Raw genomic sequence first — 24909 nt, 5'->3', positions numbered from 1 at the left:
GAGCCTGCTGCATCATAGAGGGCTGCCCCCAACCTGCCATGACTGCTGCCATGACGACCACACCCGACACCCCCGACACCCCCGATACCCCCGATACCCCTGACACCGCCCTGGCCGCCTCCTCGCAAGCCCTGGGGCCCGACGATTTCGACGCCCTCGACAGCGCGCTCGACGCCATGCGCGAGCACGACGAGGAAATTCCCCAGTGGGAGTTCTGCGAAGGCTTCATGGCCGCGCTGATCTGCACGCGCCGCCCCATCGACCCCACCGAATACTGGCCCGTGCTGCTGGGCGACCACTTCGTGCCGGCCCAGCACATGGAGTTCGTCTGGAACTGGAAGCGCCGCTGGCGCGAGATCGAGGAAGGCCTCGACGCGCCCGTCGAATCGCTCGAGGACGAGCGCAGCTGGCAGCCCGAAGTGCTCGACACCCGCGGCGCCATCGCCTCGCTGCCCGAGGAAGAACGTGCCGACATGGCCGCCGAAGAGATTCCCTCCTTCGCCCAGGTCTGGGCGCTGGGCTTCATGTACGCGGTCGAGAACTGGCCCGAAGACTGGGCCGCGCCGCGCGACAAGGAAGCCGCCCAGATGCTCGACGACGCGCTCGACAACATCGTCGCGCTGACCGAGGACGACACCGCCAAGCCCACGCTGTCGATGTACGACGAGAACGGCCCGCCCAGCGTGAGCCAGCAGCGCCTGGACGACTTCGGCGCCGCGATCTGGGCGGTGTACGACCTGCGCCAGCTCTGGAAGAGCCTGGGCCCGAAGGTCGAGACGATCCGCAAGGAAGCCACGCCCGGGCGCAACGATCCCTGCCCTTGCGGCAGCGGCAAGAAGTACAAGAAGTGCCACGGTGAGTGACTGGGTTGAGTCCCAGGCGTCCCGGACGGCTTGCCGTTCAGGGCGCGCTCCCGCCGACGGGGTACCTTGCTCCGCGAATGTCCCCCGGCCTTCGGCCTCCTCCTTGATTTCGCTGCGCAAGGTACCCCATCGGCGTGAGCGTTGGGCAGTGCGGTCGTTGATCGGCCGCGAACCAGCGGCGTGCCCTCGTGCGCAGGGCATTGGGTGCTCCCCGCAGCGAAATCAAGGAGGAGCCGAAGGCGGGGGACATTCGCGGAGGGGAGTACCCGATGTCCTGTGCACGCGCCCTGAATCACAGCAAGAACACTGACGCCTCATGAGCCCCACGCCTGCAGCACAGCCCCTGACACCCCGAGCCGCCTGGGTCATGGTCCTCGCCCTCTGCGCAGGGGTTGCGCTCAGCCAGGCCTTCCGTACCGTCGGCGCCATCATGGCAAGCCCGCTGCAGTCGGACTTTCATCTCTCCGCCCAGGCCCTCGGCATCTTCTCGGGTGCCTTCCACTTCGCGTTCGGCGCGATGCAGCTCTTCATGGGCATCGGCATCGACCTGCACGGCGTGCGCCGCACCGTGCTCGTGGCCTTCCCGGTCGCGATCGCGGGCGCGCTGCTGTCGGCCGCGTCGCCGAACTACCTCGTGCTGGTGGCCGGGCAGGCGCTGATCGGCGTCGGCTGCGCGCCGGCCTTCCTGGTGTGCACGGTGTTCATCGCGCGGCACTTTCCGGCGGCGCGTTTCGCGACCGTGTCGGGCCTGGTGCTGGCCATCGGCGGCCTGGGCATGCTGGCCACCGGCACGCCGCTCGCGTGGCTGGTGCAGGCCTACTCGTGGCGCGCGGGCTTCCTGGTGCTTGCACTGGCGTCTGCGCTGGCCTGGCTCGCGATCTGGCGCTGGGTGCACGAGCCCGCGTCGGCCGTGCCGCAGGTGAAAGAATCGATTCCCGAAGCCGTGCGCCAGTTCGGCGCGCTGTTCGCCATGCCGCACACGCTGGGCATCATGGTGCTGGGTGCGGTGACGTATGCGGCCTTCATCTCGCTGCGCGGGCTGTGGCTGGGTCCGCTGATGATGGAGCGCCACGGCTACTCGCTGGTGCAAAGCGGCAACGTCGCGCTCGTGGTGTCGGTGATCGCGCTGTTCGGCTCGCCGCTGTTCGGTCGCTTCGACCGCGACGGCGCCGCTCGCCGCCGCTGGATCGTGGCCTGCGGCCTCTTCTACGCCGGCCTGTTCGCGCTCATCGCCGTGGTGCATTCCGCCTGGCTGGACATCGCGGGCATGGTGCTCATCGGCGTGCTCTCGGGCTTCATCGTCTGGCAGTACGCCGACGTGCGCGTGGCCTACCCGGCCGCGCTCACGGGTCGCGCGATGGCCGTCTTCACCATGGCGATGTTCCTGGGCGTCGCGTTCATGCAGTGGGGCACGGGCGTGGCGGCCTCGGTGGCCGCGGCGCACGGCGGCGATCCGCTGACCGCCGTGCTGGCCGTCATTGCGGCGCTGCTGGTGATCGGCATCGCGGCCTTCGCGTGGCTGCCCGCGCCGAAGGCGAACGCCGTCAGATCTTGAAGGCGCGCTGGATGTCCGGCCGCACGAGGTCGGCGTACTCGCGGTGCTTGCGGATGTAGCCCGCGATGAACTGGCACACCGGAATCACATGCCGCCCGGCGGCGCGCGCCTCGTCGAGCACGTGCCTCGCAATGCCCGAGCCCACGCCCTTGCCCTCATGCTCGGGCAGCACCTCGGTGTGCGTGAACATGATTGCGTCGGTCAGCAGGTTGTACTCGGCATAGGCCGCGAGCTTGCCGTCGAGCGAGGCTTCGTAGCGGTGCTGCGCTTCGTTGTTCGTGAAGGTGAGGGCGGTCGAAGAAGAAGTGGTCATGAGGGTTGGCGTGCAAGAAAAGTGGCAAGGTTGGCGGCGGCGGTGGCGCGCACCTTGTTGCGCAGCATCGGCGTCCAGCCCAGCAGCAGGCCCGGCGTGCCCAGCGCCTGCCGCGACCAGGTCCAGAACGGGAAGCTGTCGCGGTGTGTGGCGATCAGGCCGTCGGGCGTGAAGGTGAAGCGCGCGTCGATGCTGTTGTCGACCAGGCGGCCGGTGGCGCTGAAGCGGTAGTGGGCGTCCCAGTGCGCGCGGCCCGTGCGGGCGTCGGCCTGCACGTCGCGCCAGCTCAGGCGCCACACGTCGGCACCCTTGGCCTTCGTGGCGTCGCAGAGCATGCGCCACATGCCGCCGATCTCGCGCCGGCCGCGCAGCGAAAAGGCCTCGTCGTCGAACACCGCGTCGGGCGCGTAGCAGGCGGCCATGGTGGCGGCGTCGAGTTGCGAGAACGCGCTGTAGAAGCGCTCGATGGTCGGGGCGTGGGTGGCTGCGGTCATGGGGCCTCGGGATGGGTGGTGCTGGATCATCGCCCGGATGCGCCGTGCAAGGAAGTGCACGGGTGATTCCGGGTGTCCCGCATTAACATGCGCCCCGATGCCGGTCCTTGCAGGGCCGGCGCCCTGGCGGTGGCGCAGAAAAACCAGAACCACAGTCGCTGCGCCCGCCGCACACAACCCGAGGGGACGCATCCATGGCCGAGGTGATCAACGACTGGCAGTTCGTCGAGGCCGTCATGGCCGCCCGCACGCTCGAGGAGGTCGCGCAAGTCAACCGCCGCGCGATGCGGGCGATGGGCTTCAACCACGGCGCCTACGTGCTCAAGCGCCCGGTGCCCGCGCCCCGTGCCGACACCCCCGCGCAGGACGCGCTGGTGTTCTTCCACGAGCTGCCCCCTGATTGGGCCCGCAGCCGCTACGAGTCGCTGCGCAGCAGCGCCGGCGAGCAGGCCGACGCCCGCGTGCAACATGTGCGTGCCGGCATGCCGGCCACCGCGTGGAGCTGGCTCGGGCAGGTCAGCCACACGCGCGCCGACATCGGGCAGCGCGCCCGCGGCCTGCTGCGCAGCGCCGGCGAGCACGGGCTGAAGGCGGGGCTGACCGTGCCGCTGTGGACGCCCGGCATCGACTGGGCCTTCATGACCCTGACCACCGACGCCACCGCCGACCTGCGCGAACTGCGTGCAACGTTGGCGCCGATGAACTACTTCGCCTCCTGCCTGCATTCGACCGTGCGCCGGCTGCAGGGCGACGCCAAGGTGCCGGTGCTGAGTGCACGCCAGCGCGAGGTGCTGCACTGGGTGGCCGTGGGCAAGTCGACCTGGGAAATCTCCGAGATCCTGCACATCAGCGAGCGCACCGTGTACTTCCACCTCGTGGGCGCCGCCCGCAAGCTCGACACGCAGGGCCGCACCGCCACCTGCGCGCGGGCCCTGGCGCTGGGCCTGCTCACGCCCTGAGCCGGCCCACCGACCCCTGTCGGAAACGACAGGGGGCCGCATGGCGCCGCGCGGGGCGGTGCTGCAATCGGCCACGGGCAGGCCGTGTGTCACGCGCCCGATGCTTCAACCGATCGAGCCCATGAGAGAACGCAGAAATTTCGTGCGCCTGCTGGGCGGCGGCCTCGCGGTGGCGGCGGGCGCGACGGCCCTGGCCACCTGGTGGCTCCACGCCGACGTGCCGGCCGCCGCCTTCGAGATCTGGAACGGCCCGGGCGACGAGCCCGATGTGCGCAAGCGCGCCGTCGCCTATGCCGTCACCGCGCCCACGGCCTACAACGGCCAGCCGTGGCGGGTCGACCTGCGCGAGCCCGACGCCATCGTGCTGCATACCGACCGCGCCCGCGTGCAGCCCGCCACCGACCCCTTCGGCCGCCAGCTGATGATCGGCCACGGCGCGTTCATCGAGCTGCTGGTGATGGCGCTGGCCCAGCAGGGCGTGCAGGCGCGCGTGCAGCTGTGGCCGCAGGGCGAGCTGGTGGGCGATGCGCCGCAGCAGTGGCCCGACCTGCCGGTGGCGCGCCTCACGCTGTCGCGCGGCGGCACGCCCGATCCGCTGTTCGCGCAGGTGCTGCGGCGGCGCACGCCCAAGCAGCGCTTCGACACCGGGCGCAGGGTGTCGGCCGACATGCTGCAGGGGCTCACCGCGGCCGTGGCCTCGGGGGCGGGCGGGGGCGTGCAATCGGCCGGCACGGTCGACATGGCCCGTGTGCTGCCGCTGCGCAAGCTGTGCGCGGCGGCGGCGCGCGTGGAGCTGGTCACGCCCCACACCGCGCGCGAGAACCTGCGCCTGCTGCGCATCGGGCCGCAGGAAATCCTGGCACACCGCGACGGCTTCTCGCTCAACGACCCGGCCCTGCGCATGGCGGTCGCGCTGGGGCGCTTCGACCGTGAGGTGCCGGCCGCCGAAGACAGCCTCTCCTTCCGGCAGACGCTGCAGATGTTCGAGGACCAGGCCCACACCGCGATGGGCTTCGTCTGGATCAGCACCGGCGGCAACAGCCGCAGCGAGCAGATCGCCGCGGGCCGCGCCTACGTGCGCCAGCAGCTGCGCGCCACCGACCTGGGCCTGGGCATGCAGCCGATGAGCCAGCCGCTCGAGGAATTTCCGGAGATGGCGCCGCACCACGCGGCGGTGCACGACATGCTGATCGGCGCCGCGCCGTCGCGCCATGCGCGCAGCCCGACCGTGCAGATGATGTGCCGTCTGGGCTTTCCGACGGCGCCGGTGCCGCCCGCGCCGCGCCGGCCGGTCGGCGATTTCATGCAGGCCTGAACAGCCCGCGTGCGATCAGCGCGGCAGCAGCTGGACCAGCGTCTGCAGCGCGTAGTGCACCGTCGCCGCGCGCACCGTGGCGCGGTCGCCATCGAAGCGGCGGCGCTCGGTGCGCACCTGCCCGTCGACCGACCAGCCGAACCACACGGTGCCCACCGGCTTGTCGGGCGAGCCGCCCGCCGGGCCGGCCACGCCGGTCACGGCCACCGCCGCGCGCGCCGGTGCGCCGCGGGCAATGGCGCCTTCGGCCATCGCGCGTGCCACGGGCTCGCTCACGGCGCCGTGGGCCTCGATCAGCGCGGCGTCCACGCCCAGCATCTCGGTCTTGGCGGCGTTCGAGTAGGTGACGAAGCCGCGCTCGAACCACACGCTGGAGCCCGCCAGGTCGGTGCAGGCGCCGGCGATCAGGCCGCCGGTGCAGCTTTCGGCGGTGGCCATCATCCAGCCCCGGGCCTGCAGCCGTTCGGCCAGCGTGGCGACGAGCGCGGGCACGTCCTGTTCGGCCAAGGCCGGGGAAGCGGAAGGTTGCATCGGGTTCACCATGCGCGCCACAGCGCAATCACCAGCAGCGTGCAGAAGGCCGCCACCAGGTCGTCCAGAAGAATGCCGAAGCCGGCGCGCCACCACTGCACCCGCGCGGGGTCGCGCGGCTTGAAGGCGGCGTCGGCCCAGCCCACCGGGCCGGGCTTGGCGGCGTCGAAGTAACGGAACAGCGCAAAGGCCACGACCTGTGCCCACAGGCCGGCCGGCGTCACCAGCCAGAGCACGAGCCAGAAGGCGACGACCTCGTCCCACACGATGGCGCCGGGGTCAGACACGTTCATGTTGCGCGCAGCGACCGTGCAGGCCCACCAGCCGATCGGCAGGCCGGCCAGGATGATCCAGCCGATGGTCGCGGGCGTGAACCACAGCTGCATCACCACGAACGCGGCCCAGGCCCACAGCGTGCCCACGGTGCCCGGCGCGAAGGGCGACAACCCCGAGCCGAAGCCCAGCGCGATGAAGTGCGCGGGGTGCGAGAGCAGGAAACGCAGGGTGGGGCGACGCATCGGGGGACGGGGCAGGGCGCCGGTGGTGGCGGAAGAGGAATCCATCGAGGAAGAAGGGGAAGAAGAAACGGCGTGCATCGGTTTCGAAGTGTCGCGCATCCTGTGCGACGGCTGCGCGCCGAAGTTTCTATTTATCAAAGCAATAGCTTGTTTAATTGAGGGGCGCCGCCTAGTATCCAGGCTCCTTTGGCGTTCCCCTTCGTTCTCATGTCGTCCTCCTCCTCTTCCCTCGATGCCGCCGCCGTTGGCGCGCCGCCGCCCACCGCCGCCTGGCGCGAGCTGTTCAGCGGGCGCAACGGCTGGCGCGCGCTGGCGCTGACCGGCGGCGTCGCGCTGCACGCGGTCAACGTCCACATCGTGACCACCGTGCTGCCCTCGGTGGTGCGCGAGATCGGCGGGCTCGACTGGTACGCCTGGAGCACGACCCTGTTCGTGGTCGGCTCGATCCTCGGCGCCACGCTCTCGGTGCGGCTGCTGGCCGCGCGCGGGCCGCGCGGCGCCTGCCTCACGGCGCTGGCCGTGTTCACGGCCGGCTCGGTGGGCTGCGCGCTGGCGCCGGCTATGCCGTGGCTGCTCACGGGGCGCACGGTGCAGGGCCTGGGCGGCGGGTTGCTGGCGGCGCTGAGCTACGGGCTGATCCAGCGTGTGTTCGAACCGCGGCTGTGGCCGCGCGCGGTGGCGCTGGTGTCGGGCATGTGGGGCGTCGCTACGCTGTGCGGGCCGGCCGTGGGCGGGCTGTTCGCGCAGGCCGGCCACTGGCGCTGGGCCTTCTGGGCACTGCTGCCGGTGGCGGCGGCGCAGGCCCTGCTGGTGGCGGTGCAGCTGCGGCCCGCGGCCGGCATCCGGCACGACCGCCCGGCGCAGATGCCGCGCGTGCCGGCGCCGCAGATCGCGCTGCTGGCGCTGTCGGTGCTGGTGATTGCCGCCAGCGGCTTCTGGCCCGGCCTCGCGGGGCAGGCCGTGGGCGTGGCGCTGGGCCTGGCCATCGGCTTCGCCGCCACCCGCATCGACCGCCGCGCCGGCGCCGTGCGCCTGTTGCCGACCGGCGCCTATGCCCTCGGCACGCCGCTGGGCGCGATCTACGCGAGCGTCGCGCTGCTGCTGATCGGCACCACCACCGAGATTTTCGTGCCCTACTTCCTGCAGCTGCTGCACGGCCACACGCCGCTCGCGGCGGGCTACCTCACGGCGGCGATGGCGGGCGGCTGGAGCATCGGCTCGCTGACCTCGTCGGGCCGCAATGGCGCGGGCGCCGACCGCATGCTGCGCGCTGGGCCGGTGGTCTGCACGGCAGGTCTGCTGGCGCTCGCGTGGCTGCTGCCGACGCCGGGTGCGCTTGACGCCAATGTCGAGACCGCGTTCGTGGCTGTGGCGCTGGCCGCGGTCGGCTTCGGCGTGGGCATCGGCTGGCCGCACCTGCTGACGCGCGTGATGGCGCTGGCGCCGCGCGGTGAAGAAGGATTGGCGTCTGCGTCGATCACGACCGTCCAGCTCTATGGCATGGCCGTCGGCGCGGCCGTGGCCGGGCTGGTGGCGAATGCGGCGGGGCTCACGGTGCCCGGCGGCGTGGACGGTGCGCGTTCGGCCGCGATCTGGTTGTTCACGGTCTTCGCGCTGGCGCCTGCCATCGCCGCCTGGCTGGCGTGGCGCGCGGTGGCGCGGCGCTAGGCCAGAACGCCTTCCCAGGCGAGGGCGCGCCGGCGTCCACGTTCGCGCCGCGTTTCGCCGCGCAAGGTGGCGACGAGGTCATACACATCCGCCGGCAGGTGTGCGCCGCGCCACGCGATGTGCTGGTCGGCGCGGCACATCACGAGGCGGTGCGCATAGGCCTTGGGCAGGCTCGCGGTCTCGATGTCGAGCACCGTGAGCGGCATGCGGTAGGCGGCGGCCGCGCGTTCCAGCGGCCGCACGTCCACGCTGCGGTCGAAGCGCAGCAGCGTGTAGCCCGGGCCGAAGGCGTCGTACAGCGAGCGCCCGTCGGCCAGCCAGAAGTGCGGCGCGCGGCAGCCGGGCACGGTGGAGGGCGTGAACTCGCCCATCGAATACGGCGGTGCGCGGTGCTCGCCGTCGGGCACGATGATCGGCGAGCCTGTGTAGAAGTAGCCGAAGTTGAGCCCGCCGCAGCAGAACTGCTGCACGTTGAGCGCGTAGGCCTCGCGGCCGATCTCGGCGCGCTGCGCGTCGCCCGCCGGGCCGGGCGCCTCGATGTCGGGCGGCACGGCGCGGCGCGCGCGGATCATCTTCTGCGCATGGTCCATCGCGAACTGCGACACCTGCTCGGTGATCGGCAGCCGCTCGGCCTCGTAGGCGTCGAGGATGGCCTCGTCGCCCCAGCCCTGCACGCAGGCGCCCAGCAGCCACGAGAGGTTGAGCGCGTCGGCGATGCCGGCGTTCATGCCGTAGCCCGCGTAGGGCACCCACAGGTGCGCGGCGTCGCCCGCGAGGAACACGCGGCCGTCACGGAAGCGCGTGGCCACGAGGCGCCGGCCGATCCAGTCTTCCTTGCTGATGATGTCGTAGTGGAAGTCGGGCCCCACGCCCAGGATCTCGCGGATCGAGGTGTCGCGATCGACCGAGTCGAACTCGGGCTCTTCGGCGTTCAGGTGGTTGTGCACCAGCCAGGTCTCGTGGCCGTCGATGGCGAACATCGTGCCGCAGCGGCGCGGGTTCATCGCGTAGTACGACCACGCGGGCTTGCCCGGAATCATGTCGCGCAGCTGCGGCGCGCGGATGAAGGTCGACTGCACGCGCTGGATGACGGCCGTGCCTTCGAGCTTCGCGCCGATCTGCTTGCGCACCGGCGAGCTGCCGCCGTCGCAGCCGACCATGTAGCGGCAGCGGATGCTGCGCGTGGCGCCGCTGTCCATGTCGGTGGCGATGGCGCTCACGCCCTCGGCATCCTGCGTGAAGCGCTCGAAGCGCGTGCGGTTGAGCAGCGTCACGCCCGGCAGCGCGGCCGTGTGCTTCAGCAGAATCGGCTCGAGGTAGATCTGGTTGATGCGGTGCGGCGGCTCCGGCGTGGGCCACCACGCGTCGGGGCCCTCGGTCTCGGTGTAGCGGTCACGCCGGCACGGAATGGGAATGCGCGTGAGCTCGGTGCCCGTCACCGTGGTGCGAAACACGACGTCGTTCGGGTGGTCGGCCGGCAGCCCGGCATCGCGCAGCTGCTGCGCCACGCCCAGGCGGCGGAACTGCTCCATGGTGCGCGAGGCCACGTGGTTGCACTTCACGTTCGGCGGCTCGGCGAAGCGGCGCGTCTCGCACAGGATCACCGAGACGCCGCGCGAGGCCAGGTCCATCGCCAGCGTGAGGCCCACGGGGCCGGCGCCGACGATCAGCACGTCGGCTTGCATCGAGGTGTCGGCGGTCTTCGTCATGTCTCTCTGTTGGCTGTCGTTCAGTCGAGCTTGATGTGGGCGTCCTGGATCACCTGGGCCCACTTCTTCGTCTCGGCGCGGATGTAGCTGTCGAAGGATTCGACCGAGCCCGGCGCCGGCTCCACGCCGAGCGCGCGCATCGCGGTCTTCACCTGCTCGTCGCCGAGCGCGGCGTTGAGTTCGGCATTGAGCCGCGCCACCACCGGCGCCGGCGTGCCGGCCGGCGCGACCACGCCGAACCAGCCGGTCGAGTCGTAGCCCGGCAGGCCGGCCTCGGCCACCGTCGGCACCTCGGGCAGCATCGGCAGGCGCTGCGGGCTGGTCACGGCAAAGGCGATCAGCTTGCCGGCGCGGATCTGCTGCAGCGACGAGGGCAGGTCGACCACCGCCAGCGGAATCTGCCCGCCCAGCACGTCGAGCGCCGCCGGGCCCGAGCCGCGGTAGGGCACCTCGACCAGCCGCGTGCCCGCCATCTGGTTGAACAGCGCCGCCGACAGGTGCATGGCCGTGCCGTTGCCGCCGTGGCCGATCGACAGCGTGCCCGGCTTCGCCTTGGCCAGCGCAATGAGTTCGCGCTGTGTCTTCGCGGCCACCGAGGGATGGCCGACCAGCACGAAGGGAATGGCCGCCAGCATGCCCACGGGCTTGAGGTCTTTCTGCGGATCGAAGGGCATCTGCGAGTACAGGCTCACGTTGGCCGCCAGCGCGCCCGCCGCGCCCACGCCCAGCGTGTAGCCGTCGCCCGGCGCCTTGGCCACCAGCGTCAGCCCCACGTTGCCGCCCGCGCCGGGGCGGTTGTCGACCACCACCTGCTGGCCCAGCTTCTCGTTCAGGCGCGGCACCAGCATGCGCACCACGCCGTCGGCGCTGCCGCCGGGCGGGAAGGTCACGACCATGCGGATCGGTTTGGTGGGGAAATCGCCCGCCGGGGCCTGTGCCAGGGCGGTGCCGGCCACCAGCGCACCGGCCACGGCCCACAGCAGTTGCCTGCGTCGCCCACGAAATGCGTGCATGCCGCGGGCGATGGGTGCTGTCATTCGGGCCTCTCCTTGAATTCGGTGCTTTGATCGGAGATTGAACGATGGCAGCATTCATTCGTAAATCAAGAAATTCCGAATGATTTTTCAAATTTTCTGATGAATACGAACTTCAGTCCTACGATCCGCCAGCTGCGTGCGTTCCTCGCGGTCTACCAGCTGCGCAAGCTGGGCGCCGCGGCCACGCGGCTGTTCGTCACGCAGTCGGCCGTGAGCATGCTGATCCGCCAGCTCGAGGAGGGCCTGGGCACGCGCCTGTTCGACCGCACCACGCGCGCGCTCAAGCCCACGGCCGCAGCCGAACAGATGATTTCCACCGTCGAGCGCGTGCTGCGCGACGTCGATTCGCTGTCGGCCGATTTCCGCGAACTCGCCACGCTGGAACGCGGTCGCGTGACGCTGGCGATCACGCCCACGCTGGCCGGGTTTTTATTGCCCGATGCGCTGCGCGCCTTCGGCGAGCAGCACCCGAAAGTTCGCGTGCTGGTGAACGACTGCGCGCCCGACCAGTTCCTGTCGCGCATCCTCGGCGAGCACGTCGACTTCGGCATCGGCACGCCCGAGCGGCCCGGCCCCGAGGTCGAGGTGCAGCGCCTCATGCGCGACCACCTCGCCGTGGTGTGCCGCACCGACCACCCGCTGGCCAAGGCGCGCGTGGTGCGCTGGTCGGACCTGGGGCGCCACCCCGTCATCACCGTGCGCCCCGGCTACGGCGTGCGCCCGCTGATCGACGGCACGGCGGCGGAGGCGGGCGTGACGCTCGACGTGGTGAACGAGGTGTCCTTCCTGTCCACCGCGCTGTGGATGACGGCGGCGGGCATGGGCGCGTCGATCATGCCGTCGGCCTTCGCGCGCGCCGAGAAGAACCCGGTGCTGGTGGTGAAGGTGCTCAGCGCCCCGCGCGTGGTGCGCGACATCTCGATCGTCACCAAGCGCGGCCATTCGCTGTCGGCGGCGGCGCGGGCGTTCATCGAGGCGTTGAAGCAGAGCCTGCAGTAGCCGAGGGGGCGGGCCGGTCGTATGCTGGCCGGTCTTTTTCTTTGCGCGAAAGCAGGTGCCCCATGACAACAACCACACGGTCCCGTTTCTCTTCCGCATGGCTGGTCCTGGCCTTCGGCCTGATGCTGTCGATGCTGCTCGTGGCCTGCGGCAACAAGGAGGCCGAGCAGCGCAGCGCCTTCATCGCCTACCTGCAGACCCGCGTGCTCGACAAGCCCGGTTTGCGCGTGCCCACGCCCACCGCCGAAGAAAAAGCCTCGTTCGGCGACTACGCGCAGCACTACGCGGTGATCACCGATTTCAACGAAGGCATGAACAAGTCGGTGAGCCAGCCGATGACGCAGGTCATGAACAAGGGCGCGCTGCGCTCGTTCGTCGATCTGCCGGCACGCCGTGACGATCTCAAGGCCGCCAAGGAGGGCCTGGGAGGCCTTCGCACCGCGCTCGATCAGCAGTTGGCCAAGGCCGATGCGGCACGCGCGCAACTCAAGCAGCCCGACGACCTGAAGCAGGTCTATGCCAAGGCCTACGAGAAGACCGTGACCACGCCCGCCACCACGTTCAAGGAGGTGTTCCCTCCGGTCGACGCCGTGATCGACAGTGCGTTGGCCATCGCCGATTTCATGGAGAAGAACAAGTCGAAGCTTCGGGTTTCCGGCGGCACGCTCACCGTGACCGACCCGGCCGTGGGGGACGAACTCAACAAGATGGCGCAGCAAATGGGCAAGCAGTCGGCGGCGATCAACACCGCGCAGGACAAGATGCGCGCGGTGATGCGCGGCTCCTAGGGCCTGCTCACCCTATTTCTGGCGCCGCGAAGGCCTGCCCCAGCGGGCCACTCGGCGTTGCGCTCCTTGCATGGGCATATGCACATGCGGCGTCGCGCGCCTTGATTGGCCCGCTGGGGCAGGCCTTCGCGGCGCCAGAAATAGGGTGAGCAGGCCCTAGACGAAGTGGTCGAACGAGCCGAAGCGCTGTGACACCGGCGCGCCGCTCGCATCGACGATGCGCAGCCCCGCGTCCGCTTCGATGCGGCCGATGCGCGTCACGCGCGTGGCGCTGTTCACGCCGGCCTGCAGGACTGCATCGCGGGCCGAGGCCGGCGCGGTGAACACCAGCTCGTAGTCGTCGCCGCCCGAGAGCGCGCAGGTGCGCAGCGCCTCGGTGGGCAGGCCGGCCGTGTCGACCGCGATCAGCGCGGTGGTGGCGTCGGCATCGAGCGTGGCGCCCACGCGGCTGGCCGCGAGGATGTGGCCCAGGTCGCCGATCAGGCCGTCGCTCACGTCCACCGCCGAGGTGGCGATGCCGCGCAGCGCCTGGCCCAGCGCCACGCGTGGCGTGGGTTGTTCCATGCGTGCGCGCGCCTGCGCGAAGGCCTCGGCGGGCAGGCTCAGCGTGCCGCGGAACACCTCGAGCGCCAGCCGCGCATCGCCCAGCGAGCCGCTCACCCACAGGTCGTCGCCCGCGCGCGCGCCCGAGCGCAGCAGCGCGGCGCCGGCCGGCACCTCGCCGAACACGGTGATGCAGATATTGAGCGGGCCGCGCGTGGTGTCGCCGCCCACCAGCTCACAGCCGTGGGCGTCGGCCAGCGCGAACAGACCGCGCGAAAAACCTTCGAGCCAGGGCTCGTCCACGCCGGGCAATGCCAGCGCCAGCGTGAAGGCCAGCGGCTTCGCGCCGCAGGCGGCCAGGTCGCTGAGGTTCACGGCCAGCGCCTTGTGGCCCAGCCGGGCCGGCTCCACGGTCGAGAGAAAGTGCCGCCCCTCCACCAGCATGTCGGAGGACACGGCGAGCTGCATGCCCGCGGCCGGCGCGAGCAAGGCGCAATCGTCGCCCACGCCCAGCGGCGAGCGCGTGGCGGGACGTTTGAAATAGCGTGTGATCAGGTCGAATTCACCCATGGGTGCGAGAGCATAACGACCTGGCGCGGGGCCGCCCGCCGCGGCGCCCACGGGAAATGGGGGCTGACACTGGAAGCATTTTGTAATACCGTTATGCAAGCGGATACACCGAAAGTCCGAACAGGAGGAGGCCGCCATGACAGCCATCGTGCAGGGAGGCGTGTCCGCAGAGGCAGACACCGACCGGATCGTTGCCTTGCTGTACGACGGGATCACCTGTCCCGGCGACTGGTACGACGCGCTCGATGCCATGCGCGAGGTGCTCGGCGCCGCCTGCTTTCACACGCTCACGGTGCGCCGCACCGACTGCTCGGTGGTGGGCGCGGGGCTCGCCAACCTGGAGAGCCCGCCCGACAAGGTGCGCGAGTACGAGCAGCACCTGGCGCGCGACGACATCCGCATGCAGATGCCGGTGAACGCCCCGCTGGGTACGCCGGTGACCGACCACGCCTACTTCGGCGCGCGCACGCTCTCGCGCAGCCCGATCTATGTCGACTGGCTCGCGCCGCTCGGCCTGCGCCACACGCTCGCCATGGGGCTGCGCGCCGACGACGACACGCGCGAAGTGCTCGGCTTCATCCGTCCCCGGGCCGAGGCGCCCTACGGTCCCGAGAGCGAGGCCTTCTGCCGGCGCCTGTCGCCGCACCTGGTGCGCGCCAGCGAACTGCGCGCCCGCATGATGCAACTGGGCGAGCATGCAGCCACCGGGCTGTCGGCGCTCGATGCGCTGCCCCAGGGCATCGCCGTGGTCGACGAGGCCTGCCGCATCGACCACCTGAACACCCGCGCGGCGGCCTGCGCGGGCCGCGGCGGCCTGTTCGACAGCGCGCAGGGGCGATTGCGGCTCGCGTCGTCCGCGCTGCAGTCGGCCTTCGAGCAGCGGGTGCGCGAGGCCTGCGCCCCGGCCGGCGGCGCGCGGGCCGGCGTGCTGCACCTGCCCGTGGCCGGCAGCGTGGTCCGCATCACGGTGCTGCCGCTCAAACCTTCGCACCCGCTGGCCGTGCTGCGCCAGCGCCATCGGGCGCTCGTGGTCTTCGCCCATCCGGCCGAGGCGGCGCCCGTGGAGCCGCGGCAGCTGGAAAGCCTGCTCGGCCTGAGCCCGACCGAGGCGCGGCTCGCGCTGCTGCTGGCAAGCGGCAAGACCGTGAAGGACTTCGCCGCCGCGCAGCACTGCTCCGAACACACGGCACGCAGCCACCTGCGCAACGTGATGCGCAAGACCGACTGCCACCGGCAGGCGGAGCTGGTGCTGCTGGTGCAATCGCTGCGGGACTGAGCAGCAGGTTCTACTGCGAACGGGGGATGGCGCCGCGCGGCGGTTGCGAGAACCATGGCGCCCTCTACACGAGGAGTTCGCCATGGCTGTCTACTGGGACGAGACCAAGATGCAGATGGGTCCGCACGGCACCGCGACCATCCTCGCCTTCGGCGATTCGTGGTTCTGGTACCCGCTGCCGGGCGGCAGCCTGCTGAACTTCCTGGGCGACGTGGTCGGCGCGCGCGGCCACGTGATCCTGGCCAAGGGCATGAACGGCGCGGAAGCCCAGGACTATGTGGAGGGCAAGTACCGCAACGCCGTGCGCGAGTCGCTGCGCCTGTACGGGTCGACGCTGTCGGCGGTGTTCATCAGCGGCGGCGGCAACGACTTCGCGGGCTTCAACGACCTGCGCCCGCTGCTCAAGTCCGATTGCACGGGCGAGACGCAGGCCGCGCAGTGCTTTCGCAACGGCAAGGGCGGCTTCGACCAGTTCCTTGTCGACATGGACGAGCAGTACCGCGCGCTCATCGGCCTCATCTACACCCGCACCAGCGTCGACTGCCACATCGTCATGCACAGCTACGACTACGCGCCGCCCACGGGCAAGGCGCTGTTCGGGCGCGAAGGCTGGCTGCGCCCGGCGCTGGTCGACGCGGGCGTGGCGCCCGAGCTGTTCAAGCCCTGCGTCGACCACCTGATCGACGGCTTCCACGGCATGCTGCAGAACATCGCCGCGGGCGACCCGCAGCACCTGCACGTGGTGGACAGCCGGGGCACGCTGGGCCCGACCGACTGGGCCAACGAGCTGCACCCCAACGGCCGCGGCTTCAAGAAGATCGCGGTGGAGCGCTGGAAGCCCGTGCTGCAGCCGTTGAGTCTGGCTTGAACTCTTGTGAAGTTCAGACGCCGCGCGCGCGGCGGTTGGACATGACCACGTTGTCCTTTTCGATCGCTGTACCGCTCTTCAGTGCAGCGACCCACACGTCGGTCGTCGCCACGGCCGCGAAGTTGCTGTGGAACACGACGCTGAACACGCGGTGGATTTCTTCGGCGCTCACGCGGCCTGCCGCGTTCTCGTAAGGCAGCGCGCCGGTGGCGTCCGACAGGAACTCCACGTTCAGCCCGCGGTGCATGGCTTCGAACACGGTGGAGGCGTCGCAGTTCTGCGTCATGTAGCCGGTCACGCTCAGCGTGTCGATCTCGTGGCGCGCGAGCCAGTCGGCGAAGTCGGTACCGGTGAAGACACTCGGGAAGGCCTTGGTGACCAGGTGGTCACGCGGGCGCTGGGCGATCTCGGGGTGCAGTTGGCCGTGGAAGTTGTCGGCCTGGAAGACCGGCGCGCCCTTCGGCGCGTGGTGCTGCACCACCACCACCGGCACGCCGGCCGCGCGGGCGGCGTCCATGGCCTGCGCGATCTTCGGCAGCGAGCTCTCGACCGGCGGGTATTCGATGGGCAGGCCGCCGCCTTCGAAGTATTCGTTCTGCACGTCGATGACGACGAGGGCGCGGCGCGGTGCGGACTGGCTCATGGGGTATCTCCTTCGGTGGTTGTGTGTGTCTGGAATGGCTCGATTCTTCGCGCACCACGGGTTTTGCGACAGTGGCCCGAAAGCCATTCATCGATAAGATCGGGCCATGCGCTCCTCTGCCGTTGAAACCATCGCTGTCGTGGCCTTCGACGGCATCAGCCCCTTCCACCTCTCCGTGCCCTGCATGGTGTTCGGCGAAGACCGCACCGACACCGGCGCGCCGCGCTTTCGCGTGCAGGTCTGCGCGCCCGAGCCCGGGCCGCTGGCCACCAACGCGGGCTTCACGCTCGTGGTGCCGCACGGCCTGGAGGCGATCCGCCGCGCGCAGATCGTGGTGGTGCCGTCCTGGCGCGACGACGGCCGGCCCGCGCCGCCCGCGCTCATCCGCGCGCTGCAGGCGGCGCACCGGCGCGGCGCCACCGTGGTCGGGCTGTGCCTGGGCGCCTTCGTGCTGGCCGAGGCCGGCCTGCTCGACGGCCGGCCCGCCACCACGCACTGGCACCTGGCCGCGGCGTTTGCCAAACAGTACCCGCAGGTCGTGCTGCAGCCCGAGGTGCTGTACGTGGACGACGGCAACGTGCTCACCTCGGCGGGCACGGCCGCGGGCATCGACTGCTGCCTGCACCTGCTGCGCGTGCGCTACGGCGCCGACACCGCCAACCGGGCCGCGCGGCGCATGGTCGTCGCGCCGCACCGGCAGGGCGGTCAGGCGCAGTACATCCAGCAGCCCGTGCCGGCAGCGGCCGAGCGCGACCGGCTCACGCCGCTGCTCGAATGGCTGGGGCGGCATCTGCAGGTGCCGCACGAACTCGATGACCTGGCCAAGCGCGCGCTCATGAGCCGGCGCACCTTCACGCGGCGCTTTCGCGAATCGACGGGCACGACGGTCGGCCAGTGGCTGCAGAACCAGCGGCTGGCGCTGGCGCAGCGGCTGCTCGAAACGACCGACCGCTCGGTGGAGCGCGTGGCGGCCGATGCGGGCTTCGGCTCGGCGGTGCTGCTGCGCAAGCACTTCGCCACGGCGTTCAAGGTGTCGCCGACGGTGTACCGCCGGCAGTTCTCGCAGGAGGCCGTGGCGGCCTGACCCGCGAACTCAGGCCGCGCCGCGAAAACGCAGCGAGGCCTGGCGCACCACTTCCGCCAGCAGCCGTTCCTTGCCCTGCTTCTCGCGCAGCCAGCGCGCGTCGTTGCGGTTGGCCTCGACGCTGGTGCGCAGCTCGCCCAGCGCCTGCGTGGCGTTGAGCGCCTCGCTGTGCCATTCGAGCTGGGTCATGGTCATCAGGATGTGGTCGCGCAGCGGCATGTGCTGGCCGCTGGCCGGGTCGACGTACACCGCGTCCAGGCCGAAGCGGCAGGCCTGGAAGCGGTTGTAGGTGTAGACGAGGTAGTCGTCCTCGCTCGGCTCGAAGGGCTGCTCCTGCAGGAACCACGCGGCCAGCGACTGCACATAACCCGCGAGCGCGGCGGCGCGCTCGATGGTGAGCGGCGTGTCGAACACGCGGATCTCGATGGTGCCGAACTCGGGCTTGGGACGGATGTCCCAATAAAAGTCTTTCATGCTGCGCACGACGCCGGTGCGGGTCATGCGCTCGAAATAGGCCTCGAATTCCTTCCAGCTCGTGGTGAAGGGCGCGCGGCCCGAGAGCGGGAACGCGAACACGGAATTGAGCCGCGCCGAGTCGAACTGCGTGTCCTGCCCCTGCACGAAGGGCGACGAGGCGGACAGCGCGATGAAGTGCGGGATGTAGCGCGACATGCGGTGCAGCATCAGCAGCGCCGAATCGGCGTCGGGGCAGCCGATGTGCACGTGCTGGCCGAAGATGGTGAACTGCTTGCTCAGGTAGCCGTACAGCTCCGACAGCTCGCGAAAGCGCGGCTTGTCGTAGATGCGCCGCTCGTGCCACTGCTGGAAGGCGTGCGTGCCGCCGCCGACCACCGCGATGTTGAGCTTGTCGGCGTTCTTGATCAGCGCCTCGCGGATCGGCGACAGCTGCGTGATCACGTCCTGCGCCGAGTGGCAGATGTCGGTCGAGATCTCGATCATGCTCGAGGTCATCTCGGGCACCACGCTGCCGGGCAGCGGGGTCTGGGCCATCAGGCGCAGCATGTCCTCGGCATACGGCGCGAGATCGTAGTCGTGCGTGTTCACGAGCTGCAGCTCGAGCTCCACGCCCAGCGACAGCGCTTCGGACTTGTTGAAGGGCTCGAGCTTGACGGCGCGGCTGGCCGGATCGGCGGGCAGCGGCGCAGAGCGGACGTCGTCGCTGTCCGGGTCGATCGGGAGGACGGAGGTGGGGTTGCTGTTGCTGCTGCTCATCGCTGCGTGTCTTCCGTGGTGCTGAAGGCCTGTGGCGTCCAGGGGACCGAACTCTCGCCCACGGCGTGGATCGCCACGGTGGCGAGCACGGCGCCCATCACTTCCATCAGCAGGATCGAGGGCAGGGCGACCTGCGTGATCATGGTGCCAAGGAGCGGCGAGGCCGAGGCGAAATTGGAGGCGATCAGCAGGGCGATCGACGACAACGGCGTCATCGCGCAGCCGACCCAGAAGGCCTGCTTCCAGCTGGCGCCGCTGCCCGGGTTGGCAATGGCCACGCCCGAGATCTTGGTGACCAGGCGCACGCCGATCACGGCCAGCACCACGCTGGCCACGGGCAGGGTCCAGTCGGCCTGCGCCGCCACCATCGACACCAGCACGAACATCAGCATGGTCAGCAGCGACGAGGCGGTGCCGAGCTGGCGCTGCCAGGCCCAGGGCTTGGGGTTGAGCGTCTTGAGCAGCACGCCGCCGATGAGCGCCGCCAGCGGCGCCGAGCCGCCGATGTGGGCCGTGAGCGCCGCGCCCGCCGCGATGATCGCCAGCAGCAGGATCGAGGTGTTCTCGCTGTTCGGGCTCATCACGCGCAGCGCCGAGCGCAGCGCCAGCGCCATGATCGCGCCGACCACGAACGACATGCCCAGCACCACCGCGACCGGGTAGAGCTTGAGCATCAGCGACTGCGGTGCGCGCTCGATCAGGCCGGCCTGCGCGTAGCCCAGCGTGAGGGCGTAGAAGGTGTTGAGCGTGGCCAGCGTCATGGCGCGCTCGGTCACCGGGCCGGCGGCGCGGGTGTCCATGATCACGCGGCTGAGCACGGCCGGCGAGGCGACGATCGCCATCAGCGCGATGGGGTTGGCCACCGGCTCGGGCAGGCCCAGAAGAATCAATATCCAGTACACGCCGAAGTAGGTCAGCCCCGCCTCCAGCAGGCTCTGCACCAGCACCATCGGGTTGTGGCGGAACCAGCGCAGCGGCAGCCGTCCGCCCGCCTCGAACAGCACCACGGCCGCGCCCAGCTCCAGCAGGAACAGGCTGATGCCGCGCAGCGGCCAGATCGCGCCCTCGAAGCCGGCAAAGCCCACCACCGCGCCCACCACCGAATAGCCGATGACCTTCGGCATCCCCAGGTAGCGCTGCACCAGGTGGCCGGAGGCCGCGGCGGCGGCCACCAGCAGGGCCCAGAGCACGGTGGGCAGGCCGGCCGAGGGGCGCGCCCATTCGGCCCAGAAGCCCTGGAGTTCGGCGAGGAGTGCGGTCAGGTTCATGTAGGCAGGAAGAAGCTCACCGGCCGGCTGCGCCAGCGGGCCCAGATCGCGCTGCGGATGCGGGCGCGGTCACCGAGGCTCACGCTGTGCGCGCGCAGCGCCAGCCGGAAAGCGAAATAGAAACTCACGCTCACATTGAGCGCGCCGATCACCGGGATCGCCGCAACCGCCCACCACAGGGCCGGCTGGTGCAGTGCCGGCAGCCCGATGGATGCCGCCGCGGCCGCGATCTGGCCGGCCGACAGCGTGACATGGCGCACATCCAGCCCGAGCCCGAAGAAGCCCGCGAACGCGGGCAGCAGTCCGAGCATGAGTCCCAGCGAGATGTTGGAGGCGAAGCCTGAGATGTGTGTGCGCATGAAGGCGGCCCAGCGACGGGCCCGGGCGGCACCGAGAAAGGCGCCGATGCGAGGGTTGTAACGCATGGCGGAGTCCAGGCGATGCAGGACAAAGGCGTTTTCTGTCCATCCGGCGATGATGCTGGACGAAAACAGCAGGATGCCGGTGATTGCCGCGAAAAGCACGGTCGGTCCGAGCAGCGACAGCGAATGCAGCGTGGAGGCCGCATGCGCCGCGTCCAGCAGCGGCCGGCCCAGCGCGGCCTGCCAGCCCAGCACCAGCAGGCCCACCGCCGGCACCACCAGCAGCACGTTGCCCAGCACGGCCGCCACCTGCGAGCGCACGAGGTTGGCCACTTCGTCGACGAACTGGTCCACGGCGTCGTCCGACTTGATGTCGCGCAGCCGCGCCGCCATGGCGGGCGCGGTCATGGCCGGCTGCTTGGTGGCCAGCGTCAGGTGCAGCAGCTGGATCGCCACGAAGCTGGCCGCGTACATGAGGCCCGCGGCCAGCCCGCTCCAGAAGGCCGACAGGGCCAGCGCGTAGATGCCGAACTTGGCCAGCACCGTCAGCGCCGTGAAGGCGCCGCCGCCGGCGGCCTTCTTCACCATCTGCAGGTAGCTGCGGCGGTCGCGGGTGATGTAGTGCTCGCCCGTCTCGGCGCTGCGCTCGGTCACCTTGGCCGCGAGCATCGACGAGTTGGAGGCGATCAGCGCGCGGATGCTGTTGCGCTCGCCGCCCGCCAGCACCAGCTTGCCGACCAGCCGCGCCATGCTGGGCCCCGGCACGGGCGACATCAGGCAGTCGAGCAGCTCGCGGATGCGCAGCACGCGCTCGCGCAGCTGGCGCAGCCGGAACACCAGGCCGACCGAGATGCCGTTGTCTTCCAGGTGCGTGTAGACCGACGAGGCGCTGGAGCGGCAGGCGTCGAGCCGGTCGCGGAAGGCCACGAAGGCGGCCTGCAGGGACTCTTCGTCGCGCGGCAGGGCGAACATCTGCTCGCGCAGCGCGTCCAGGTCGGCCATGAGGGCGTGGAAAGGGCGCGCCTCGCCGGCTTCGGGGCTGATGCGCAGTCGCAGCTCGGGCGAAAAACCCGTCGCCACCACCTGGCTGCAGCAGTAGGTGACGGCGTCCATCACCGTGTGGCGCCAGCGCGCCGAGCCGTCGGGCATGGGCGCGGCGTCGGCCAGCAGCGCGCCGATTCGCGCGAGCCGGGTGTCGTCGAGCAGCGCGATCCAGCCGGCGTCGAACACGCCGGGCAGCACCAGCCGGAACAGGTCCGAGGCGTCGGTGGTCTCGGGCGTGCCGGGCAATATCTTGCGGCGCATGCGCTCGCCGAATTCGCTCAGGAAGGCGGTGCGCGGCGCAAAGCCGTAGTCGGCCAGCAGCGCCGTGAGGTCGACCGACTGCGTGAAGGCGCGCCACCAGGCGCGCAGCCGTTCGCACAGCTCGGGCCGTGCCTCGACGGCGTCGAGCAGCAACTGCACGCGGCCGATGGCGGCCTGCGGCGAGGCGCGGTCGCCGCGCAGCCAGTCGAAGAGGTTGATGAGCCAGATGTGGCGCTGCGCCACATCGGCCGTGGGGTCGAGGCCGGCAAGCAGCCCCTGCAAGTCGCGAGATGCAGCAGCCATGATGAATTCGTAACGGATCAGTGCGGGGAACACCGCGGAACCGGCTCAGCCGGGCCGCTGGTGTTGCCCCCGGCGAGGGGGAAGGAGAAGCGACACGAAGTGCGCGAAGCCTGGGGGAGTACCTAGTGAAGCACGCGCGAGACGGGGGCACCGCCAATGTCGGCCTCGAGCACGAACATGGGCACCGGCACGTCGAAACGCTCGCCTTCTTCGGTCACCACGAAGAAGCTGCCGTGCATGGTACCGCTGGCCGCCTGCAGGCGGCAGCCGCTGGTGTAGCGGAACGATTCGCCGGGCGCCAGCAGCGGCTGCTGGCCGATCACGCCGAGGCCCTTGACCTCCTGCGCATGGCCCGAGGCGTCGTTGATGAGCCAGTGGCGCGCGATCAATTGCGCGCCCACCGTGCCCACGTTGGTGACGGTGATCGTGTAGGAGAAGGTGTAGACGTTGTCCTTGGGCGAGGACTGGTCGGCCAGGTAACGCGGTTCGACCTGTACGCTGAAGGGGCTGTGTGACATGGGGCGCATGGTAACGGAGGCCTTTCCTCGGACTTCCGGCGGCTGCGAGAATCCGGGGTTATGAGCAGCACCCCGTTCCGCATTGCGCCCTCCATTCTTTCCGCCGACTTCGCGCACCTCGGCCAGGAACTGACCGACGTGATCGCGGCCGGCGCCGACTGGATCCACTTCGACGTGATGGACAACCATTACGTGCCGAACCTGACCTTCGGCCCCATGATCTGCCAGGCCCTCAAGCCCTACGCCAAGACCGCCGACGGCACGCCCGTGCCCATCGACGTGCACCTGATGATCCAGCCAGTCGACGCGCTGGCCGCGTCTTTTGCGCAAGCGGGCGCTGACTACATCAGCTTCCACCCCGACGCCTCGACCCATGTGCACCGCAGCATCCAGGCCATCAAGGCCGCCGGCTGCAAGCCCGGCCTGGTGTTCAGCCCCGGCGCCGGCCTCGAGGCACTGGACTGGGCCATCGACGACATCGACCTCATCCTCATCATGAGCGTCAACCCCGGCTTCGGCGGCCAGAGCTTCATCGACTCGGCGCTGCGCAAGATCGAGCAGGCGCGCAAGCGCATCGAGCAGAGCGGGCGCGACATCCGCCTGGAAGTGGACGGCGGCATCAAGGCCGACAACATCGCCCGCGTGGCCTCGGCCGGCGCCGACACCTTCGTGGCGGGCAGCGCCATCTTCAACGCCAAGGACTACGGCGCGGTGATCGGCGACATGCGCCAGCAGCTGGCCACCGTCAAGGCCTGACCTTGCCGTCGGCGGTGCGCTCGGGCGTGAGCCCGCGGTCGGTGTCGACCACGCCGCGTTCCACATCCTCGTAGCCGCGCCGGCCCTTCTCGGGCGGCTGGCCGTCCTGCATCACCTGGCTGTCCGACGACTGGTCGCGCTCGTGCGGCAGGCGCGGCGCCGATTCGCCGTCCTGTGCGACGCGGGTGGTGTCCTTCTTGTCCTTGCGCGGTTGCTGGGCCATCGTGTGCTCCTTCAAAGTTCGGGTCTGGCGCCAGCTTGCGCGGCGCCCCGCCACGGGGCGGTAGGACAGGCCAGGGCGCGGCTGTAGGTTCGCGCTGCGCGCCCGCCGCATCCCGGGGTTTTGTCTTTTGCGCGGCCGGAGTCGCCTCCGCATAATCGCCCGCATGCCCACCCCGCTTTTCGACGACGCCGCAACCGCCACCGACAGCCTGCGCCTGCATGCCTTCGCGTCGCTGAACCCCGGCCCGCGCCTGCTCGTGATCGGTGGGGTGCATGGCGACGAGACCTGCGGCACCGAAGGCATCCAGCGCGTGCTGGCCGAGTTCGATGCCGGCGACTTGCGCCTGCTGCGCGGCGAACTCACGCTCGTGCCCGTGGCCAACCCGCTCGCGCGGCGGCGCCTGCAGCGCGAGGGCCAGCGCAACCTCAACCGCCTGTTCCGGCCGAGCGAGACACCGGCCGACTACGAGGCCCGCATCACCAACCGGCTGGCGCCCGTGATCGCGCGCCACGACGTGCTGCTCGACCTGCATTCCTTCCAGAGCGAGGGCGAGGCCTTCGCGATGATTGGCCCGCGCGACAACAGCGGCAGCCTCGAACCCTTTGCGCGCGCGCAGGAAGAAGGCCGGCTCGCGCTGCACATCGGCACGCCTATCGTCGTCGAGGGCTGGCTCGACATCTACGCCGCCGGCCTCGCGCAGCGCGGCGCGGCGGTCGACGAGGCCGCCATCGACTTCGGCCGCGGCACCAACGAGTACATCCGCAGCTGCGGCGGCTATGGCGTCACGCTCGAATGCGGCCAGCACCAGGACCCGCAGGCGCCGCAGGTGGCGTGGGCGGCCATCCGCCGCACGCTCGCGCTGCTGGGCATGGCGGCGCTGCCGCCGGGCCTGTCGGCCGCGCCCCCGCAGCCGCCCCAGCTGCTGCGCCTGGCCAGCGTGACCGACCGCCTGCACGAGGACGACAGCTTCGTGCGCGACTGGGCCACCTTCGACCCCGTGCAGCGTGGCGAGCCCGTGGGCATGCGGCACGACGGCACGCTGGTCAGCGCGCCCGACGACGGCTTCATCGTGTTCCCCAACGCCATGGCGCTGCCGGGCGCCGAGTGGTTCTACTTCGCGCGGCCCAGCGAGCGCGTGCTCGACCCGACCGCCTGAGGCTCGCGCCTGTCGGCGCCCTCCTACCGGTGACGCCCACCTTCTCCCACAG

Annotated in this window: 25 protein-coding genes; 12 read left to right on the top strand and 13 right to left on the bottom strand. The window is 70.5% G+C overall.

Features of this window, described 5'->3' with window-relative positions:
- Positions 1-50: 50 nt before the first annotated feature.
- Together ACAM52_RS25740 and ACAM52_RS25735 are read left to right on the top strand one after the other, a co-directional pair.
- Positions 51-863 carry a UPF0149 family protein gene (locus ACAM52_RS25740; protein ID WP_369644938.1) on the top strand — a complete coding sequence of 271 codons (813 nt, stop codon included), beginning with the start codon at positions 51-53 and terminating at the stop codon, positions 861-863.
- A gap of 367 nt (positions 864-1230) precedes the next feature.
- Positions 1231-2418: an MFS transporter gene (locus ACAM52_RS25735; protein ID WP_369644937.1), complete on the top strand. Its 1188-nt coding sequence runs from the start codon at positions 1231-1233 to the stop codon at positions 2416-2418.
- Here ACAM52_RS25735 and ACAM52_RS25730 read toward each other — a convergent pair.
- Both ACAM52_RS25730 and ACAM52_RS25725 read right to left on the bottom strand, forming a co-directional pair.
- Positions 2408-2731 carry a GNAT family N-acetyltransferase gene (locus ACAM52_RS25730; protein WP_095949686.1) on the bottom strand — a complete coding sequence of 108 codons (324 nt, stop codon included), beginning with the start codon at positions 2729-2731 and terminating at the stop codon, positions 2408-2410. The two genes, ACAM52_RS25735 and ACAM52_RS25730, sit on opposite strands and share 11 nt — an antisense overlap.
- The gene (locus ACAM52_RS25725; protein WP_369644936.1) at positions 2728-3225 is read right to left on the bottom strand and encodes a nuclear transport factor 2 family protein; all 498 of its coding nucleotides are present in this window, start codon (positions 3223-3225) and stop codon (positions 2728-2730) included. The genes ACAM52_RS25730 and ACAM52_RS25725 overlap by 4 nt, the downstream gene beginning before the upstream one ends.
- A 194-nt stretch (positions 3226-3419) precedes the next feature.
- On the opposite strand from ACAM52_RS25725, the gene ACAM52_RS25720 reads away from it, so the two are divergent.
- Together ACAM52_RS25720 and ACAM52_RS25715 are read left to right on the top strand one after the other, a co-directional pair.
- Positions 3420-4184 carry a LuxR C-terminal-related transcriptional regulator gene (locus tag ACAM52_RS25720; RefSeq protein WP_369644935.1) on the top strand — a complete coding sequence of 255 codons (765 nt, stop codon included), beginning with the start codon at positions 3420-3422 and terminating at the stop codon, positions 4182-4184.
- A 121-nt stretch (positions 4185-4305) separates the two neighbouring features.
- On the top strand, positions 4306-5499 hold the full coding sequence (locus ACAM52_RS25715; protein WP_369644934.1) for a twin-arginine translocation pathway signal protein: 1194 nt from the start codon (positions 4306-4308) through the stop codon (positions 5497-5499).
- A gap of 15 nt (positions 5500-5514) precedes the next feature.
- On the opposite strand, the gene ACAM52_RS25710 is transcribed toward ACAM52_RS25715, so the two are convergent.
- Positions 5515-6030, bottom strand: a complete 516-nt coding sequence (locus ACAM52_RS25710; protein ID WP_369644933.1) for a CinA family protein — start codon at positions 6028-6030, stop codon at positions 5515-5517.
- A gap of 5 nt (positions 6031-6035) precedes the next feature.
- A complete protein-coding gene (locus tag ACAM52_RS25705; protein ID WP_354347969.1) occupies positions 6036-6593 on the bottom strand; it encodes a phosphatidylglycerophosphatase A in 558 nt (185 codons plus the stop codon).
- A gap of 162 nt (positions 6594-6755) precedes the next feature.
- Between ACAM52_RS25705 and ACAM52_RS25700 the strand changes: the two genes are divergently transcribed.
- On the top strand, positions 6756-8216 hold the full coding sequence (locus ACAM52_RS25700; RefSeq protein WP_369644932.1) for an MFS transporter: 1461 nt from the start codon (positions 6756-6758) through the stop codon (positions 8214-8216).
- Here the strand turns inward: ACAM52_RS25700 and ACAM52_RS25695 are convergent.
- Both ACAM52_RS25695 and ACAM52_RS25690 read right to left on the bottom strand, forming a co-directional pair.
- Complete coding sequence (locus ACAM52_RS25695) at positions 8213-9925, bottom strand: FAD-dependent oxidoreductase (protein WP_369644931.1); 1713 nt, start codon at positions 9923-9925, stop codon at positions 8213-8215. The genes ACAM52_RS25700 and ACAM52_RS25695 overlap by 4 nt on opposite strands.
- Positions 9926-9945: 20 nt before the next feature.
- Positions 9946-10962, bottom strand: a complete 1017-nt coding sequence (locus tag ACAM52_RS25690) for a Bug family tripartite tricarboxylate transporter substrate binding protein (RefSeq protein WP_369644930.1) — start codon at positions 10960-10962, stop codon at positions 9946-9948.
- A gap of 99 nt (positions 10963-11061) precedes the next feature.
- Between ACAM52_RS25690 and ACAM52_RS25685 the strand changes: the two genes are divergently transcribed.
- Positions 11062-11961 carry a LysR family transcriptional regulator gene (locus tag ACAM52_RS25685; RefSeq protein WP_095743373.1) on the top strand — a complete coding sequence of 300 codons (900 nt, stop codon included), beginning with the start codon at positions 11062-11064 and terminating at the stop codon, positions 11959-11961.
- Positions 11962-12023: 62 nt separating this feature from the next.
- Positions 12024-12749 carry a DUF3053 domain-containing protein gene (locus tag ACAM52_RS25680; RefSeq protein WP_139702156.1) on the top strand — a complete coding sequence of 242 codons (726 nt, stop codon included), beginning with the start codon at positions 12024-12026 and terminating at the stop codon, positions 12747-12749.
- A gap of 156 nt (positions 12750-12905) precedes the next feature.
- Here the strand turns inward: ACAM52_RS25680 and thiL are convergent, their stop codons facing one another.
- Positions 12906-13862, bottom strand: a complete 957-nt coding sequence (thiL, locus tag ACAM52_RS25675; protein WP_369644929.1) for a thiamine-phosphate kinase — start codon at positions 13860-13862, stop codon at positions 12906-12908.
- A gap of 136 nt (positions 13863-13998) precedes the next feature.
- Here thiL and ACAM52_RS25670 point away from each other — a divergent pair, with 136 nt between their 5' ends.
- Together ACAM52_RS25670 and ACAM52_RS25665 are read left to right on the top strand one after the other, a co-directional pair.
- On the top strand, positions 13999-15138 hold the full coding sequence (locus tag ACAM52_RS25670) for a helix-turn-helix transcriptional regulator (protein WP_369644928.1): 1140 nt from the start codon (positions 13999-14001) through the stop codon (positions 15136-15138).
- Between the two features lie 82 nt (positions 15139-15220).
- Positions 15221-16006 (top strand): SGNH/GDSL hydrolase family protein, encoded by a 786-nt coding sequence (locus ACAM52_RS25665; RefSeq protein WP_369644927.1) that lies wholly within the window; start codon positions 15221-15223, stop codon positions 16004-16006.
- A 13-nt stretch (positions 16007-16019) separates the two neighbouring features.
- On the opposite strand, the gene ACAM52_RS25660 is transcribed toward ACAM52_RS25665, so the two are convergent.
- Positions 16020-16649: an isochorismatase family protein gene (locus tag ACAM52_RS25660; RefSeq protein ID WP_369644926.1), complete on the bottom strand. Its 630-nt coding sequence runs from the start codon at positions 16647-16649 to the stop codon at positions 16020-16022.
- A gap of 106 nt (positions 16650-16755) precedes the next feature.
- On the opposite strand from ACAM52_RS25660, the gene ACAM52_RS25655 reads away from it, so the two are divergent.
- A complete protein-coding gene (locus tag ACAM52_RS25655; protein WP_369644925.1) occupies positions 16756-17733 on the top strand; it encodes a GlxA family transcriptional regulator in 978 nt (325 codons plus the stop codon).
- 9 nt (positions 17734-17742) lie between these two features.
- Here ACAM52_RS25655 and ACAM52_RS25650 read toward each other — a convergent pair whose 3' ends face one another.
- The 4 genes from ACAM52_RS25650 to apaG all read right to left on the bottom strand — a co-directional run bounded on the left by ACAM52_RS25650 (position 17743) and on the right by apaG (position 22722).
- Entirely contained in the window at positions 17743-18966 is a 1224-nt protein-coding gene (locus tag ACAM52_RS25650) for a YbdK family carboxylate-amine ligase (RefSeq protein ID WP_095743380.1), read from the bottom strand.
- The gene (locus ACAM52_RS25645; RefSeq protein WP_062480997.1) at positions 18963-20234 is read right to left on the bottom strand and encodes a cation:proton antiporter; all 1272 of its coding nucleotides are present in this window, start codon (positions 20232-20234) and stop codon (positions 18963-18965) included. The genes ACAM52_RS25650 and ACAM52_RS25645 overlap by 4 nt, the downstream gene beginning before the upstream one ends.
- Positions 20231-22204: a site-specific recombinase gene (locus ACAM52_RS25640; protein WP_369644924.1), complete on the bottom strand. Its 1974-nt coding sequence runs from the start codon at positions 22202-22204 to the stop codon at positions 20231-20233. Before ACAM52_RS25640 ends, ACAM52_RS25645 begins: the two co-directional genes overlap by 4 nt.
- 122 nt (positions 22205-22326) lie before the next feature.
- Positions 22327-22722 carry a Co2+/Mg2+ efflux protein ApaG gene (gene apaG / locus ACAM52_RS25635; RefSeq protein WP_062481013.1) on the bottom strand — a complete coding sequence of 132 codons (396 nt, stop codon included), beginning with the start codon at positions 22720-22722 and terminating at the stop codon, positions 22327-22329.
- 60 nt (positions 22723-22782) lie between these two features.
- Here apaG and rpe point away from each other — a divergent pair, with 60 nt between their 5' ends.
- Positions 22783-23478, top strand: coding sequence for a ribulose-phosphate 3-epimerase (rpe, locus tag ACAM52_RS25630; protein WP_369644923.1), 696 nt, complete (start codon positions 22783-22785; stop codon positions 23476-23478).
- Here rpe and ACAM52_RS25625 read toward each other — a convergent pair.
- A complete protein-coding gene (locus ACAM52_RS25625) occupies positions 23468-23701 on the bottom strand; it encodes a hypothetical protein (RefSeq protein WP_159273654.1) in 234 nt (77 codons plus the stop codon). The two genes, rpe and ACAM52_RS25625, sit on opposite strands and share 11 nt — an antisense overlap.
- A 163-nt stretch (positions 23702-23864) precedes the next feature.
- Between ACAM52_RS25625 and ACAM52_RS25620 the strand changes: the two genes are divergently transcribed.
- Positions 23865-24857, top strand: coding sequence for a succinylglutamate desuccinylase/aspartoacylase family protein (locus tag ACAM52_RS25620; protein WP_369644922.1), 993 nt, complete (start codon positions 23865-23867; stop codon positions 24855-24857).
- The last annotated feature ends 52 nt before the right edge of the window (positions 24858-24909 follow it).

Origin of the sequence: Variovorax sp. V118, from assembly GCF_041154445.1 — a bacterium.
Classification (GTDB): Bacteria; Pseudomonadota; Gammaproteobacteria; order Burkholderiales; family Burkholderiaceae_C; genus Variovorax; species Variovorax boronicumulans.
This window is presented reverse-complemented; position numbering and strand designations above follow the sequence as displayed.